The following is a 13,922-nucleotide window of genomic DNA, read 5'->3' as shown; positions in this document are numbered from 1 at the left end:
AGCCTCACGGCCAGAGGTAAATCAGGGTGTCCTACTGGCCTGAAGAGTGATCAGTTCCCCGGCGAAATTGTGAGCGTGATCGTGTCGGAATAGGTGCCGGCGATCTTGCCGCTCGGAACGCCGCCGGTCAGCTTCAACTGTAAGGCATAGTTGCTGCCGCCCACCCCGGCTCGCGGAGTATTCAAGGGCGTTCCCGGTGACAGGAGAGGCAATGATCCGGCCGCATCGGGTCCAAACCGCATCTGGTAAGGGATAACCGCATTTTCAGCGGTTGATGTGCCCATTTTCAGCCGCGCGCCATTGTCGGTCGCGGCCAACACATCCAGCGTGCTCGTACTCTTGATGCTGATGAGCGCCTCGGCCGTGTCGCTGGTGAAGTCCTGAAAATCGACCTGCGCAGGGCCGGCTGTGTTGATGCTGAGCATCCTCGGGATCGCCATGTCCAGGCGAAGCCCCGATAACAGGCCGTCATCGGCGCCATTATCGCTACCATTCGCCTTGAAGCATTGAGCTGAGTAGCGCAGCGCCTCCTGGTATCGGGTGCCGCCGACGAAATCCCGGCTGCTGTTCGCGAGGAGGCGGACCTTCAGGCTGAACGCCGCATCATTCTTGTTGTTGAACTGGGCCAGCGCGCCAAGCGCCGCCGTGAGAGGCGTACCCTTGGGGTAAGCGATTGTCGTGTTTCCTGTACCGCTGCTCACAATCTCATAGCGAGGCCCGCTCGCACCCACCAGCAGAGGCGAGCCGTTGCCGTTATCGTCCAGCAGCATCCAGCGCACCGACTTGGTCGAAGCAGATTCACGCGTGACCGTCACGCTGAAAGTCGCCTCCTTGATCTCGCCGCTAAGCGGGTTCCATTCCGGGATCGTCGGCGTGGCGGGCGACACCGTTACCGTCGCACAGCTTGCCGCCAGCGCCGGCTCTTGCGCCCCCAGGATCATCAGGCCGACCGCGAGCGGCCCCAATATGCGAGTCATTCCTTTTCCCCTTTCAACGGCCGCAGATCGCCCACCTTGATGATCCCGTTGGCACTGTCGCCGACTTCGAATTCGTAGATGGTGGCCGGCTCCGTCGGCATTTCGAAGCGCCAGCGGCCGGGCCTCAGCCCTTGCGCGCCAAAGCGCCCGTCCCGCGACGTGAATACGGTGATCGGCGGATGACGCGGATCGGCGAGGTCGATCGCCTTGCCCGCCAGCAGCTTGACCGGCTGCCCTTCCGCATCGACCAACCGCCCCAGCACCAGCAGATGATAGTCGGAGCCAATGATTAGACGATATCCGCCGCGATAGGGCGGCTCGATCGACACATTGCCCGCGCCCAGATCATAGCCGCTCGGCGCTTCCGGCACCTGATAGATGAGCGTGCGGAAATTATGCGCGCTAAGCTGCCCGTCGAGCGCGCCGCCCAGCAAGCCGGAACGCGCCATTTCGCTATCCTGCCCGGGATCGAGATAGATGGCTTTGCCCGCCAGCGTCTTGTGCGGGCGGGCGATCAGGAAAGCTTCGGAGATCGGCCGCCCCAGCGCGAAGGCGCCATCGGCGAAGGCGAGGGCAAAGCCGATGCGGACCGCCGTGCGCGCGCTGGCAAGCTCATTGTCGCGGCTGTTCCAGTTGGCCGACTGCTGCACCGCAAATTCGGCGCGGTTGGTCAGCATCGATCCGACCGCGTTCAGCGACACCATATCCTTGTCGCGGCTGATGTCGCCCGATGCGAGCCAGGCGCCGTTGCCGCTACCGCCTGCCGTGGACAGGCCGGCCCGCGCGCGGCCGCGGCTGTCCACCTCCGCCTGCGCCGTGCCGCGCTGACCCATCCGCAGCCGCACGCCCAGGCGCAGATATATCTCGTTGCGCCCGGAACCCCGATCGATCCCCAACTCAGCTGTCGGTGAAAGGCGCGGCCCCAGGTCCATGCCGCCCGTCAGCCGCGCACCATAGCGGCGTTCGCCTCTGGTCGCGGCGGGCAGGCGCCATTGCGCTTCGTAAAAGCCATCGGCCGCGATGAAGCCGTTGCCGCCGAAGCTCGACACGACTCCCGCATTGGCGCGCCATTTGGTGGGCTCCAGATAGAAGCCTTGGTCGGGCACGGTGAAGTCGCGGCTGCGCCATTCCGCCGAGGCGCGGAAGGACTGGCTGCGGCCGCCGTCCTGGCTGCTCAGCACCCGCTCATAGGTCATGGCCGCCGCCGCCCCGATGCGCCCGGCCCGGCTGCGGCTGCCCGACAGGGAGAAGCTGGTGAGGCCGATCGGGCTGCCCCAAAGCGCCTCCACCCCGGCCTGGGCGGATCGGCGATTGGCCTGGGCATTGGCGCCGATCGTCAGCTGGTCGGTCAAGCCCATGCGCATGAAGCCGCTCGCGATCGGCGCGCGCGAATAGGCATAGCCCGAGCGCGAGGGGCTTGAATAGACGCCGCCGAACAGCGCGAATTCGGTGATGCCCTTCGAGAGCAGCGACTGGTTGGCATAGACGGAAAAGTCGATCTCCCGCACCTTGCCATTATCTTCCTCGATGCGCAGCCGCACCTGGTTCGACCCTTCGGCCAGCGGGAAGTCGGCCAGCGTGTAATTGCCCGGCTGGAAGGCGCGCCGCTCGACACTCCGGCCATTGACGAAGGTTTCGATCGTGCTGGGGCTGATGACCCGGAAGGACTGGACGCCGCCCGCGCGGATTTCCCGCTGCGGATCGAGCTGGCCGTAGAAGCGGCTGATGCCCACGCCCAGCGCGGTCGGGCTCGCCTGAAAACGGGTGGGGACGATTTGCAGGTCGCCAGCGGTCAGGCGCAGCTCGCGCCGCATATCCTCGTAGATGAGGCGCGTGCCTACCCGGCGGAAGGCGGGATCGCCCGACCGCGCCGACACCACGCTTTCATTTTCCAGCACCACGCCGCCAAAGCGCACGGCCGAATCGATTGCAGCAAGCGGCGGGGCGATCAACTGGTCGCCGCCCGCTTCCACCAGCTCGGCGGCGGCGCGGACGTTGACATAGGCGCTGAATGCCGCCGGCGCCAGCGTCACCGCCTGCTGCCCGCGCTGGTTGCGCATGCTAAGGCCCTTGGTCAGCCGGTTTTCCACCGCGATTCCCAGCCGCAGCGACAGGCTGCGCGGATCATAATGGAGCGTGATGCCGGCTTTCCCAAGGCTGGCCTGATCCAGCATGCCGCCGGCCGGCGCAGCGGCGGACAGCTTCTGGAAGCTCTCGGGCTTCAGCAGCGGTCCGAGCAGCTGGAGCATGCGCGGCGCTTCCACCGACAGCTCATCGCGGGGCGACACGGCGAGTTGCACATCGCCCAGATAGACTTCGCCATCGTTGACCGGGACAATGAAGCGCAGCACCCGGCTGGTCGGGTTGATCCGTTCGGCGGACAGGGGCGGCGGCGGTGCGGCCACACCCGCAGCCGGCTCAGGCGCTGGCGGCACGGGCGCCTGCGCTCCCCGCGCCTGCTCAAAGGCGGCGACGCGGGTGGAGGCGCGCAGGGCAAGAAGCAGGGCTGCCTCTGGAGGGGCGTCGAACCAGTCCATGATCGGCTGGCGGCTGAGGTTCAGATCATGGCGCACGCTCGTCGAGGAGCGTCGCGGTGAGGGTGCCGGTCGCGGACGGCAGTTCGATGGGCAGCACCATCGTGCGCGTCTGCCCCGTGGCGACCAGACCATAGCCGACCAGCTGCTGGAAATCATTGCCGCTGATCGTGCGATTGAAGACTTCCTTGCCGCTGGCGTCAGTCTCCACCAGCTTCAGGCTGCGCTGGCTGACATAGCCATAAGTCGTGCCCGAATTGGCGACAGTGATCGACGGCGCGGGCTTGCCCTTGTCCTTGCCGATGACCGCGGACTGGATTGCCAGCGCGGCCTTGCCGTTGGTGGGGCCGACATTCACCAGCACGTTGAAATTATAGACGATCTGCACCGCCGACTGGCCTTCGGGCAGCTTGACGGGCAGCTGGTTGATGCCGACATAATAATGATGGCTGGACGACGGCTGCGGATCGCCGATCCATTGCACGCGGAAGGTCTGGGTCTGGCCCGGCTGGATGAGCGCGGTGGGCGGCACGACGAGGAGGTCGTCGGCGCTGGCTTTGCTGGGGTCGAGACCGGCGGCGGTGGGGTCGAGCGCTTGAGGCGCGACCTCCATCGTCAGGGGCTTGTCGCCGCTGTTGTTAACAGAAATATTGGCTACTACGGCCCGACCCGTTGTCTGGAGGTCGACCACCATAGGAGAAACAGTAGTGGCTTGCGCAATGCCACAAACAGCAGCCAGTGCTGCACCAAACAGAACCAACGTCGCACTTTTTGCAGGTGGTGAGCGTTTCATGGTGCAGCGACTATCCCGAGAGTGAGCGTGGCGGTGTAAGTTGAATTATTATTGATGTTTGAGGTCGTGCATCCTGCTTGGCACGCGAATCCGAGCGTTGCTGATGCTGCATTTAGGCTGGCGGATGACGAAGAGGCAGCTGGGTTCGATGGAGAGGTTGCATAATCGACGTTCCCCACCCAGCCGCTCACGCGAACAGTGTAATCAACCATTGTGCTCGGGTTCGTTGACAACCTCATCCGAGTTGACCTGACAGTCAAAACGCCGCCAGATTTGTTGCATGATATGGTCACGGCCGGAGACGGACCGCCGAATACAATACCATTGCTAGTTCGGCTCACACTCACCGTTGGAGTTTGAGTACTCAAGCTACATGCACTGCTTACATTGCCGATGACATCTATCTTCTTGACAGCAGCGGACTGCGCCTTGGCTGGCGCAAATAAGGAACTCGCGCCAGCCAACAATATCAGTGAGGCAGAACACAACCGCCACAGATGTTTCGCGTGCTGCATAACGCCTCACCAATATCCGTTATGCGACCGGGGAAAGGGTGACGGTAATCGAACCCTTATAGCTGCCAGCCAGCGGCTTCGCGTTACCGGTGGTCGTGGGCGTGATTGCCTTGACCTTCAATCCGCTGAAGGCTCCGACCAGTGTTGCCGTCGAGCTGCTGTAGGTCGTTGACCCAATCGTAACCACGGGCGTGAAATCAACCTGGTTCACGAAAGGCGAGGGCGGCGCTGCGGTATCGTCAGCATTGTTGACCTGACGCTTCAGAGCAACGTGCTCGACCTTAACAGTCGACGCACTGCCGTTGCAGTACGCGGCAGCGTCGGTTGCCTCGTCAGTGGTGGTGGCATTCAGAACACCGGTGTTATCTGTCAGGCTGCTGAAGGACACGGCCGAACCGGTCGAAACTGCGCAAACTGCAGCCACAGAACCAGTAACGTCATAAGTGGCGGTTTCAGCCGCCATAGCCGGTGTCGCCAGCACGGCGGAAGCCGCAGCAGCGGCAAGAAGCATCTTCTTCATAAAATTTTCCCTTTCCATTTGCCTGTTCATCTCAGTCGTTGGTCGATCCGGTCCTTTGGCCGGGACAGCACGCCTGGGACCCGGTCGGCGTATGCTGTTGCGGAAGGGTTGCGCGGGTGCTCATGGCTTGGGCACAACCGAAATGGTGAGGATGTCGGAATAGCTGCCGGCCATCGGGCGCTCGGTGGGCGTGGCCCAGGTCGCGGTCGGGCAGCCGCTCTGCCCTCCGGTCATGGCGGAGGCGGGGCAATCGCCTTCCATCGCCGCGCCGGTGTGGAGCGGCAATTTCAGCCTTACATTATAGGGGAGCGCGTTGACGAAGCCGCTGGGCGCGGGCGTCGCGGTCCTCACCATGCCATTTTGCGAAGTCAGCCTGATGGCAAAGCCGGTGTTGCAGTTGACTGCCGCCGTCGCGCTGCTCTGGCCCGCAATCCCGAAGTTGCCCGAGCCAAAGCCGCCGCTGCTGGTAACGCCGCAACTCGGCGCGATGGTGCCGGTCGCTTTCACTGTCAGAACTTGCGCCGCGCCGCTCGCATGGGCCGGCGCGCCAAGAGCGAACGCGAGGACGCAAATCGATCCCATTACGGGCAAGCAATTCATATTCCGTCCGTACTATACCTATCGATATAGCGGCATTTCCAAGCATCGCCCGATCGCACCACTTCGTTCGTCTTCCCATGATGTTCCCCGGCAGGAGGGTCGGGCGGGCTGCGCACCAGGGCCGCAAGCCAATGCTTCCGCCACCCTGAAGATGTTACGCATTGCGCGGCGCATCGGCGGGCGCTAGCTGCCGCACGAAAGAGATAGCGAGCGGCAGGGAAGAGCATTTTATGTTACGTGGCATATATTGGCTGGGATTGGCCGGCGGCATTGCGTCCGTGGCAACCGTGGCCGAAGCTGCTCCTGTCGGCGGCGCCATCGACAAGGCGGACACGCTGCTGTTGATCTTCGGCGCTGCGCTCGTCCTCTTCATGACCTTGCCGGGACTCGCGCTCTTCTACGGCGGGCTGGTTCGCGCCAAGAACTTCCTGTCGGTGCTGATGCACTGTTTCGCCATTGCGGCGCTGGCTTCGATCCTCTGGTTCCTGGGCGTCTACAGCCTCGTTTTCCGGGGCGACAATCCGTTCATCGGCGATTTGTCCGCGATCGGGCTTCATGGGCTGAGCGCCGTTCGGCAGGGGCTGACCATGCCCGAAAATGTCTTCGCCCTCTATCAGATGACCTTCGCGATCATCACGCCCGCGCTGATCGTCGGCGCCTTTCCGGAGCGGGTCCGCTTCGGTTGGCTGATGCTGTTCTCGGCCCTTTGGCTGCTGCTGGTCTACGCGCCCGCCGCCCACTGGCTATGGGGGGACGGCTGGCTGGCGCAGCGCGGCGGCCGTGACTTCGCCGGGGGCATCGTGGTGCACACGACGGCCGGCATCGCGGCGCTTGTGCTCGCCATCATGATCGGGCCGCGCAAGGGATTTCCGCAGTCGATGATCCCGCCGCACAGTCCGGCGATGACGATGATCGGCGCAGGCATGTTGTGGGTCGGCTGGTTCGGGTTCAACGGCGGATCGGCGCTGGTGGCTGACCAGAGCGCGGGCGGCGCCATCATCGCGACCCACCTCGCCGCCTGTTCGGCGGCGCTCACCTGGGCGGCGGCCGAGCAGCTCAAGATCGGCAAGCCGACGTCGATCGGCGTGGTGACAGGCGCGGTCGCGGGGCTGGCCACGATCACCCCGGCGGCCGGCTATGTCTCGCCCACGGGAGCGGTCATCATCGGCATATTGGGCTCGCTGGTCTGCTTCGCCGCGGTGCTGGCGGTCAAGCATCGCTGGCGAGTGGACGACACGCTCGATGTGTTCGCCGTGCATGGCGTGGGCGGCATGCTGGGCTCGATCCTAGTCGCGGTTTTCGCGAGCGAGGCGCTGGGCGGCGCCGGCATGGCAACCAGCCTCGGCATGGGCAGCCAGTTGCTGGTGCAGGCTGAGGCAGTGCTAATCGTGGCGCTGTGGTCGGCGGTGATGACGCTGATCGCAGCACGCGCCGCCGCTATGCTCCTGCCGATGCGCGTCAATGCCGAGCAGGAACATGACGGCCTCGACCTCAGCCTTCATGGCGAAAGAGCCTATGAGTTCGATTGAGCAGGACAGCCCGTAAAAGTCCTGTCCCAACGACATTGCAGGCCCGCTACAGCACTACCACCACCGCGATCGCCGCAAGGGCGATGCACCCTGCAAGAGATGGCCGCCACGACATGAGGAGAACGAGCAGCGCCGCCGCGACGCTGCACTGCATGAGCCAGGTCATGATGCCGTAGCCCGCACCCAATCGGCCGATCGCCAACACCAGGGCAAGGATCAGCAGCAAGCAACCAACCACGCGCAGGAAGACCGGCGCAGGCCTGCGCGGCAGCGGTAGGGCGGCGCGGTGCTTGTTCATCGCCAGCATCAGGCTGAACCAGCCGGCATAGCTGAGAAGACCCGCCTCAAACGCCACCCAGCACCTCCTGCATGGGGGCGCGTCGCGGGGGCGCGACACGCTGCCTTCGCTGGGGCGGCTGCTTCACGCGATGCGCCTTCCATGAGCCCCAGCCCAGCAGCGCCGCAAAGGCGAGCGCCGTCATATCGAACGTCACGAACAGCCAGTCGCCGCTTGCCAGGCTGGCGAATAGGCTCCGGTTGGTGGTCATCATGTTGACGATGGGCAGCGATCCCCAGATCAGCGCCGCAAGCCCGAGCGTCTCGGTCCAGGCACGCCGCGTCGGCCGCAAGAGGGACAGGCTTGCCAGCCCGAACCAGGTCCAGAACATGGCCGACACTTCCATCGCCGCGCGGCCAGGCAGGCCTGCCGGGATCAGCCGGTTCGCAAGCAGATAGGCGCCCATGCCCGCTGGCAGGCAAGCCACCGCAGCGATGTTCATCCGCTCGACCAGGCGGAAGCCGAAAAAGGGCTTGGTTCCGGCTTTGTGCCGCTTGGCTGTCCATAGCAGCAGGCCGGTGCCGACCATCGCCGTTCCGACCAGCCCGAGCAGGAAATGCGTCCAGCGTAGCGCCGGTCCCATATATTGGCCGATATGCAGGCCGAGCATGACGCCCGCGCTGTTGATCGCAGGCCCCTGAGCGGGCGTTGCAGCAAGTCGCTGCCCCGACACGCCGGAAAAGGTCACGGAGGGCGCGCGCGCGTTCAGCTGATCCGTCGCGCTGCGCAGGATGGTGATGGTAGCGGCGGCGTCATTGGGGTTGCGGATGATGATCGTGCGCGGCGCACCGCCGCCCCACTGCCGCGCGGCCGCAACGATCAGGGGCCGGATGGGCGTGAGCGGCGCCGCCTTCCCCGATGGCTCGCCCTCCTCGTCCCGCCCATAGGCTTCCGCCGCGAACTCCGCCGGCTTCTGATAATTGGCCGCGATCGGCCAGGGCATATACATGACCACCAATGTGATCAGCCCCGTATAGGTGATCATCGCGTGGAACGGCAGCGCAACCACGGCTGACACATTATGCGCGTCCAGCCAGCTTCTCTGCCCCTTGCCCCACCGCAGCGTAAAGAAGTCAATGAAGATACGCTTGTGCGTGATGACGCCGGAGATGATCGCTGCCAGCATGAAGATCGCGCACAGGCCGGCCAGCCACCGGCCCCAAGGATGCGGCAGTTGGAGCTGGAAGTGGAATCGGTAGAAGTGCTCACCGCCACGGGTATCGCGAGCCGTCAGCGGCTGGCCCGTGACGGGGCTCAACTTCAATTCCTCGCGGCGTGGGGCGGGTGACGCTTTTGGATCGGCATTGGGCTGGGGACGCGTGAAGACCCGCGTGATGCCGGTCCGCTCATCCGGCAGGTAGATGAACCATTGCAGGTCCTGCGGCGACGTCGCCTGAAGAGTGCGGATCGCTGCCTCGGCGGCATGGGCGGGGGACACATCCGCGGCGCGAAGCTCCGGCTGCATCCAGCGCGTGATCTCCGGCCGGAAATAGCTCGCGGTGCCGGTCAGGAACATGGCGAACAATATCCAGCCCGCCAGCAGCCCCAGCCATGTGTGGATCCAGGCCATGGACTGGCGCAGGCTTCGTGCAACGGCAACGGCACTCATGCGCGCGGCCCCAGCAGCAGGCACGCGCCGCCGCAAAGGATCGCCACGCCCCAGACCAACGCCGCCACCCTGGACAAGCGCGGCTCATGAAAAGCCCAAAGGCCAAGGCTCGCGAAAATAAGGAACGACAGGATCATACCCCAGACCGTCGCTTCCGCGCGCGCGATCGGCAGCAGCCGCGCCACGAGCGACGCGGCACCAGCCGCCGCCGCATAACCCCCGACCAGCGCGGTGAGGCAGCGCCCCGTCATGGAGAGCGCAGCCCGCCGGGGGCGAGTTAGTCGGAAAGGAAGCTGATTCGGCACATGAACCCCTGTCGCGGTCGGCTTGCTTCTAACTAATCATCAGCTTAGGAGCAATTGCGAATCATAATCAATCTCAGTTGGAGGCGTATATGAGCGAAGGTGGCAACGAGGTGCGGGACGATGCTGGTGCGCGGGCAGTCTGGCGAGCACGCCTTCTATCGACGGGCGCCGCTGTCTTGGCCGCTGTTCCCGCCATCGCGCATGCGGATGAGGCACCCGGCTCCAGCGCCGACACGATCATCGTCACGGGCATTAGTGAAAACAAGACAGGCACCGGCACCAAGACCGACACGCCGCTGATCGCCACACCTCAGAGCATCACCATCATCGACCGGGAGGAGCTGACCCGCCGCAACGCCCTGTCGATCAACGACGCGCTTGGCTATGTCGCCGGGGTTTCCACGAACCAGCGCGGCGCTTTGGCGACCCGGTACGACCAGCTGGTCCTGCGCGGCTTTGCGCCCGGCATCTTCCTTGACGGCATGCGCCTGATCGCGGGCCCCTACTCCACGCCGCAGATCGACTTCAACCGCGTCGATCATGTCGATGTGGTGAAGGGCCCGGCCTCCGTCCTGTACGGCAGCGCGCCGCCCAGCGGGCTTGTCAACCTGACGAGCAAGATGCCCGAAGCGGAGGCCTTCGGCCGGTTCGAGGGGCAGCTCGGCAATTTCGATTTCGTGCGGATCGCGGGCGACATCAATCAGCCGCTCGACAGCGACGGGCGGCTCAAGGCGCGGATCGTCGGCGGCTGGCAGAAGGGAGACAATCTTGCCAAGGGCACGTTCAGCGAGCGCTGGCACGTCAGCCCCATGTTGACCTTCTTCCCCGATCAGGCGACCAGCTTCACCCTGATCGCCACCTATCAGCACGCCCCCCATGGCGGCGGCTATTCCGGCACACCGGCGGCTGGGACAGTCCTGCCCAACCCCAATGGCATGATTCCCCGCGACACGAACACCGGCGATCCTGGCTATGAGCGCTATGACCACAAGGCGAAGTCCATCGCCGCATTCTTCCGCCACGACTTCAACGAACATCTGAGCTTCGCATCCAATTTCCGTTTCCAGAACAACAAGCTGTCCTACCGGCAAATCTACACGGCCGGCTTCGCCACGACGGGAGCGGGCGCCAATCGGAACAGCGACTATTCCATCATCACGCGGGGCGGCGGCGGAGCCGACGAGGATTTCGACACGCTGACGCTCGACAATCACCTGAACGCGAAATTCGCGACCGGAATCATTCAGCACAATATCCTGGCGGGCGCCGATTATCAGCGCATCACCGGGGAGAATGTGCAGCAATTCAACACGGGCGCGGCGCAGGGCATCCCCAATCTCAGCCTGTTCGCGCCAAGCTATGGCAGCGGCCTTCCACCGACCGATCTCAAGGCCTTGTCCACGCTTGCCAGCGCCGCGCGCGCCTATACCAACAACTATACGAAGCGGGACCAGTTGGGCGTCTATTTCCAGGATCAGATGACGATCGGCCGCCTGCACCTGATCGCCAGCGGTCGCCAGGACTGGTACGATCAGCTCACGCAAAATCTCAATCCGACGACAGCGGCCGCCCGCGCCGCACCCGTCTCCCGCTTCTCCCAGCCGGCCTTCACCATGCGGCTGGGCGCGCTTTACGAGTCCGCCTTGGGGTTTTCGCCCTATTTCAGCTATTCGGAATCCTTCGAACCGCAGGTCGGCTTCCGTTATGTTTCAGCGACGGAAACAGCGCCGTTCGATCCGGCAACCGGTTCGCAATATGAGGCGGGCCTAAAATATCAGCCGCCCGGCGCCAATGCGCTCTTCACCCTCTCTCTCTATGAACTGAAGCGGCGCAACGGCTCCACCGCAGCCGATCCGCGCGCAGGGACCAACGGCATCCCGACCAACGCGACCGTCCAGATCGGCGAAGTTCGCGTCCGTGGCGCCGAGTGGGAGGGCCGGGGCGAGATATCTCCCGGCTTGGAATTGATCGGCACGGCCAGCTACACCGACGCGGTCATCACCGAAGGTTCAGCCGCCGTTCCACCCAGCAGCACCAACAGCGGCACGCCCACGACGAGCGGAACCCGGCAGCTTGGCGTTCCGAAGTGGAATGTCTCCAGCTTCCTTTCCTATGATTTCGGCAAGGTGCAAAACAGTGCCGGGCCGCTGGCGGGCCTCAGCCTGGGCGCGGGTGTCCGCTATGTCAGCGGGTCGGACGGCACGACCAATTACGCGGTCATCAATGGCGTGACGACCTTCCAGCGCTTCCACACGGACGGCTTCGTCCTGGTCGACACCATGGTCGGATACGACCTTTCCAGAGTGGGGCTTCCCGGCTGGAGTGCCACGGTCAACGCGACCAACCTGTTCGACAACAGCTATATCAGCGCCTGTCCTTTCCTCAACAGCTGCTATTATGGCGCGCCCAGAACCGTTGTGGGCTCCTTGCGCTTCGCCTGGTGACGGCCAGCGGGGCGGGGCTATCGGGGTTTCGAGGGGGCGAGGCTTCATTGCTTATTCAGGCAGTTACTCGCAGATTCCGGTCAAGCCTGCGGGAGAGATGCCACTTGTCCAGATCATCAAAAACTCTGCTTCTTTTGACCGTTCTGTGCTCAGCCGGGCTCAGCTCGGCGGCCAGTGCCGCCTCCTATTATGTCGACGCGGTCAAGGGCGACGACCGCTTCAGCGGCACGTCGCAGGACCAGCCCTGGAAATCAATCGCGCGCATCCGCGACTATCCGCTGCAACCGGGCGACAGGGTTTTGCTGGCACCCGGTTCCGTCTGGAAGGAGCCACTGACGATCACCCGATCCGGCACGGCGAACGCACCCATCGTGATTGCCCCTGCGGGAGACGGCCCCCGGCCGCGCATCGAGGCAGGCGGCGTATCGCCTCATGCCGTGGCGGTGATGAACGCCGAATATGTAACGGTCAGCGGTCTGGAGATTACCAACGACGCGCCCTCTCCCGGACCGCGCTATGGCGTGCTGATCTCGGCGCAGGATCGCGGCGTCACCCGCGGCATCCGCGTAAATGATCTCTACATCCACGATGTTCGCGGCACCAACGACCGCAAGGACAATGGCGGCATCATCTTCAGCGCGACCGGACAGCGCCTCGCCACACGCTTCCACGATCTGCGGATCGAGCGGAACATCATCTGGCGCGTGGACCGGTCGGGCATCGCCGGCATCAGCGATCGGGTAACGTCGCTCAACTGGTTCCCCAGCGAAGGCGTGGTCATCAGGGACAATTATGTCGAGGATGTGGGCGGCGACGGCATCGTCCCGCGCGGGACCGACGGCACGCTCATCGAACATAATATCGTCCGCCAGGCCGGTAGCCGGGCGGCCGGCTATAATGCCGGCATCTGGCAGTGGAGCACCGACAACAGCCTGATCCAGCTGAATGAGGCGGCCTATACGCGGACCCGTTACGACGGGCAGGGCTTCGATTCCGACTTCAATTCGCGGCGGACGACGATCCTCTACAATTATAGCCACGACAATGCCGGCGGCTTCCTGCTGATCTGCTCGCCCCGGCCCAACGACAAGGACAATCTCGGCAATCGCGGCACCGTGGCGCGCTTCAATGTCAGCCGGAATGACGGCAGCCGCATATTCCAGCTGTCCGGCAATGTGTCGGACGCGCTGGTGGAAAGGAATGTCGTGCATGTCGGCAAGGGGCTGGACGTCCAGATGGTGGTCGCGACGCAATGGGATGGCTGGGCGCGCGACGTCACCTTCCGGGACAATATCTTCAAGGTCGCTGGAACCGCCCGCTATGGCAGCGAGACAGGGCGCAACGGCCCCGACTATCTGATCAAGGCGGGCTTCGACCCCGTCTCCTTCCTGCGCTTCCAGGGGAACAGCTACCTCGGCAGCCATGTGGACCGGCCAGAGGGGGAAGCGGCGCAGCCTCCCCAACCCTTCATGGAGCAGCCCTCCGACTGGGAGGTGCCCGTCTTCGATCCCGCTCGGCCAGAGGGCTTTTCGGATTTTCTGGTCCGGCATCGCAGCTGGATGCTGACGATGTTGCAGCGTGAGCTGAATGCGACGGTGGAACTCAAGCAAGCCCGGCAGACAAGCTTCTTCGATCGGCGCCGCATCAGCACCCTGGGTCCGGATGGACAAGGCCGGCCGCGTGATCAGGCGGCGACGTCCGACGCATCATCCTTCAGGAAGAATGGCGCGCCGGCCCGGCTCTTCTAATTATCCGGCCG

General features: G+C 64.2%; 11 protein-coding genes. 3 read left to right on the top strand and 8 right to left on the bottom strand.

Annotation, left to right across the window (positions count from 1 at the left end):
• Positions 1-50: 50 nt before the first annotated feature.
• The 5 genes from L858_RS0112795 to L858_RS0112775 all read right to left on the bottom strand — a co-directional run bounded on the left by L858_RS0112795 (position 51) and on the right by L858_RS0112775 (position 5,939).
• Positions 51-977: a hypothetical protein gene (locus L858_RS0112795; protein ID WP_022683548.1), complete on the bottom strand. Its 927-nt coding sequence runs from the start codon at positions 975-977 to the stop codon at positions 51-53.
• A complete protein-coding gene (locus L858_RS0112790; RefSeq protein ID WP_022683547.1) occupies positions 974-3,550 on the bottom strand; it encodes a fimbria/pilus outer membrane usher protein in 2,577 nt (858 codons plus the stop codon). The genes L858_RS0112795 and L858_RS0112790 overlap by 4 nt, the downstream gene beginning before the upstream one ends.
• Positions 3,540-4,205 (bottom strand): fimbria/pilus periplasmic chaperone, encoded by a 666-nt coding sequence (locus L858_RS0112785; RefSeq protein ID WP_051132634.1) that lies wholly within the window; start codon positions 4,203-4,205, stop codon positions 3,540-3,542. The genes L858_RS0112790 and L858_RS0112785 overlap by 11 nt, the downstream gene beginning before the upstream one ends.
• A 633-nt stretch (positions 4,206-4,838) precedes the next feature.
• Positions 4,839-5,339 (bottom strand): hypothetical protein, encoded by a 501-nt coding sequence (locus tag L858_RS0112780; protein ID WP_152639820.1) that lies wholly within the window; start codon positions 5,337-5,339, stop codon positions 4,839-4,841.
• 120 nt (positions 5,340-5,459) lie between these two features.
• Positions 5,460-5,939, bottom strand: a complete 480-nt coding sequence (locus L858_RS0112775; protein WP_152639819.1) for a hypothetical protein — start codon at positions 5,937-5,939, stop codon at positions 5,460-5,462.
• Positions 5,940-6,169: 230 nt separating this feature from the next.
• Between L858_RS0112775 and L858_RS0112770 the strand changes: the two genes are divergently transcribed.
• Positions 6,170-7,468, top strand: a complete 1,299-nt coding sequence (locus tag L858_RS0112770; RefSeq protein WP_022683543.1) for an ammonium transporter — start codon at positions 6,170-6,172, stop codon at positions 7,466-7,468.
• A 46-nt stretch (positions 7,469-7,514) separates the two neighbouring features.
• Here the strand turns inward: L858_RS0112770 and L858_RS0112765 are convergent, their stop codons facing one another.
• The 3 genes from L858_RS0112765 to L858_RS0112755 are packed head-to-tail and all read right to left on the bottom strand — an operon-like array spanning position 7,515 to position 9,665.
• Positions 7,515-7,823: a DUF3325 family protein gene (locus tag L858_RS0112765; RefSeq protein WP_022683542.1), complete on the bottom strand. Its 309-nt coding sequence runs from the start codon at positions 7,821-7,823 to the stop codon at positions 7,515-7,517.
• Positions 7,813-9,414 (bottom strand): PepSY-associated TM helix domain-containing protein, encoded by a 1,602-nt coding sequence (locus L858_RS0112760; protein WP_022683541.1) that lies wholly within the window; start codon positions 9,412-9,414, stop codon positions 7,813-7,815. Before L858_RS0112760 ends, L858_RS0112765 begins: the two co-directional genes overlap by 11 nt.
• The gene (locus tag L858_RS0112755) at positions 9,411-9,665 is read right to left on the bottom strand and encodes a hypothetical protein (RefSeq protein WP_051132633.1); all 255 of its coding nucleotides are present in this window, start codon (positions 9,663-9,665) and stop codon (positions 9,411-9,413) included. The genes L858_RS0112760 and L858_RS0112755 overlap by 4 nt, the downstream gene beginning before the upstream one ends.
• A gap of 143 nt (positions 9,666-9,808) precedes the next feature.
• Here L858_RS0112755 and L858_RS0112750 point away from each other — a divergent pair, with 143 nt between their 5' ends.
• Both L858_RS0112750 and L858_RS20070 read left to right on the top strand, forming a co-directional pair.
• Positions 9,809-12,163 carry a TonB-dependent siderophore receptor gene (locus L858_RS0112750; protein ID WP_022683539.1) on the top strand — a complete coding sequence of 785 codons (2,355 nt, stop codon included), beginning with the start codon at positions 9,809-9,811 and terminating at the stop codon, positions 12,161-12,163.
• Between the two features lie 134 nt (positions 12,164-12,297).
• Complete coding sequence (locus L858_RS20070; protein ID WP_022683538.1) at positions 12,298-13,911, top strand: right-handed parallel beta-helix repeat-containing protein; 1,614 nt, start codon at positions 12,298-12,300, stop codon at positions 13,909-13,911.
• Positions 13,912-13,922 lie beyond the last annotated feature (11 nt).

The sequence above is a fragment of the Sphingobium bisphenolivorans genome (genome assembly GCF_000412635.1).
GTDB lineage: Bacteria > Pseudomonadota > Alphaproteobacteria > Sphingomonadales > Sphingomonadaceae > Sphingobium > Sphingobium bisphenolivorans.
This window is presented reverse-complemented; position numbering and strand designations above follow the sequence as displayed.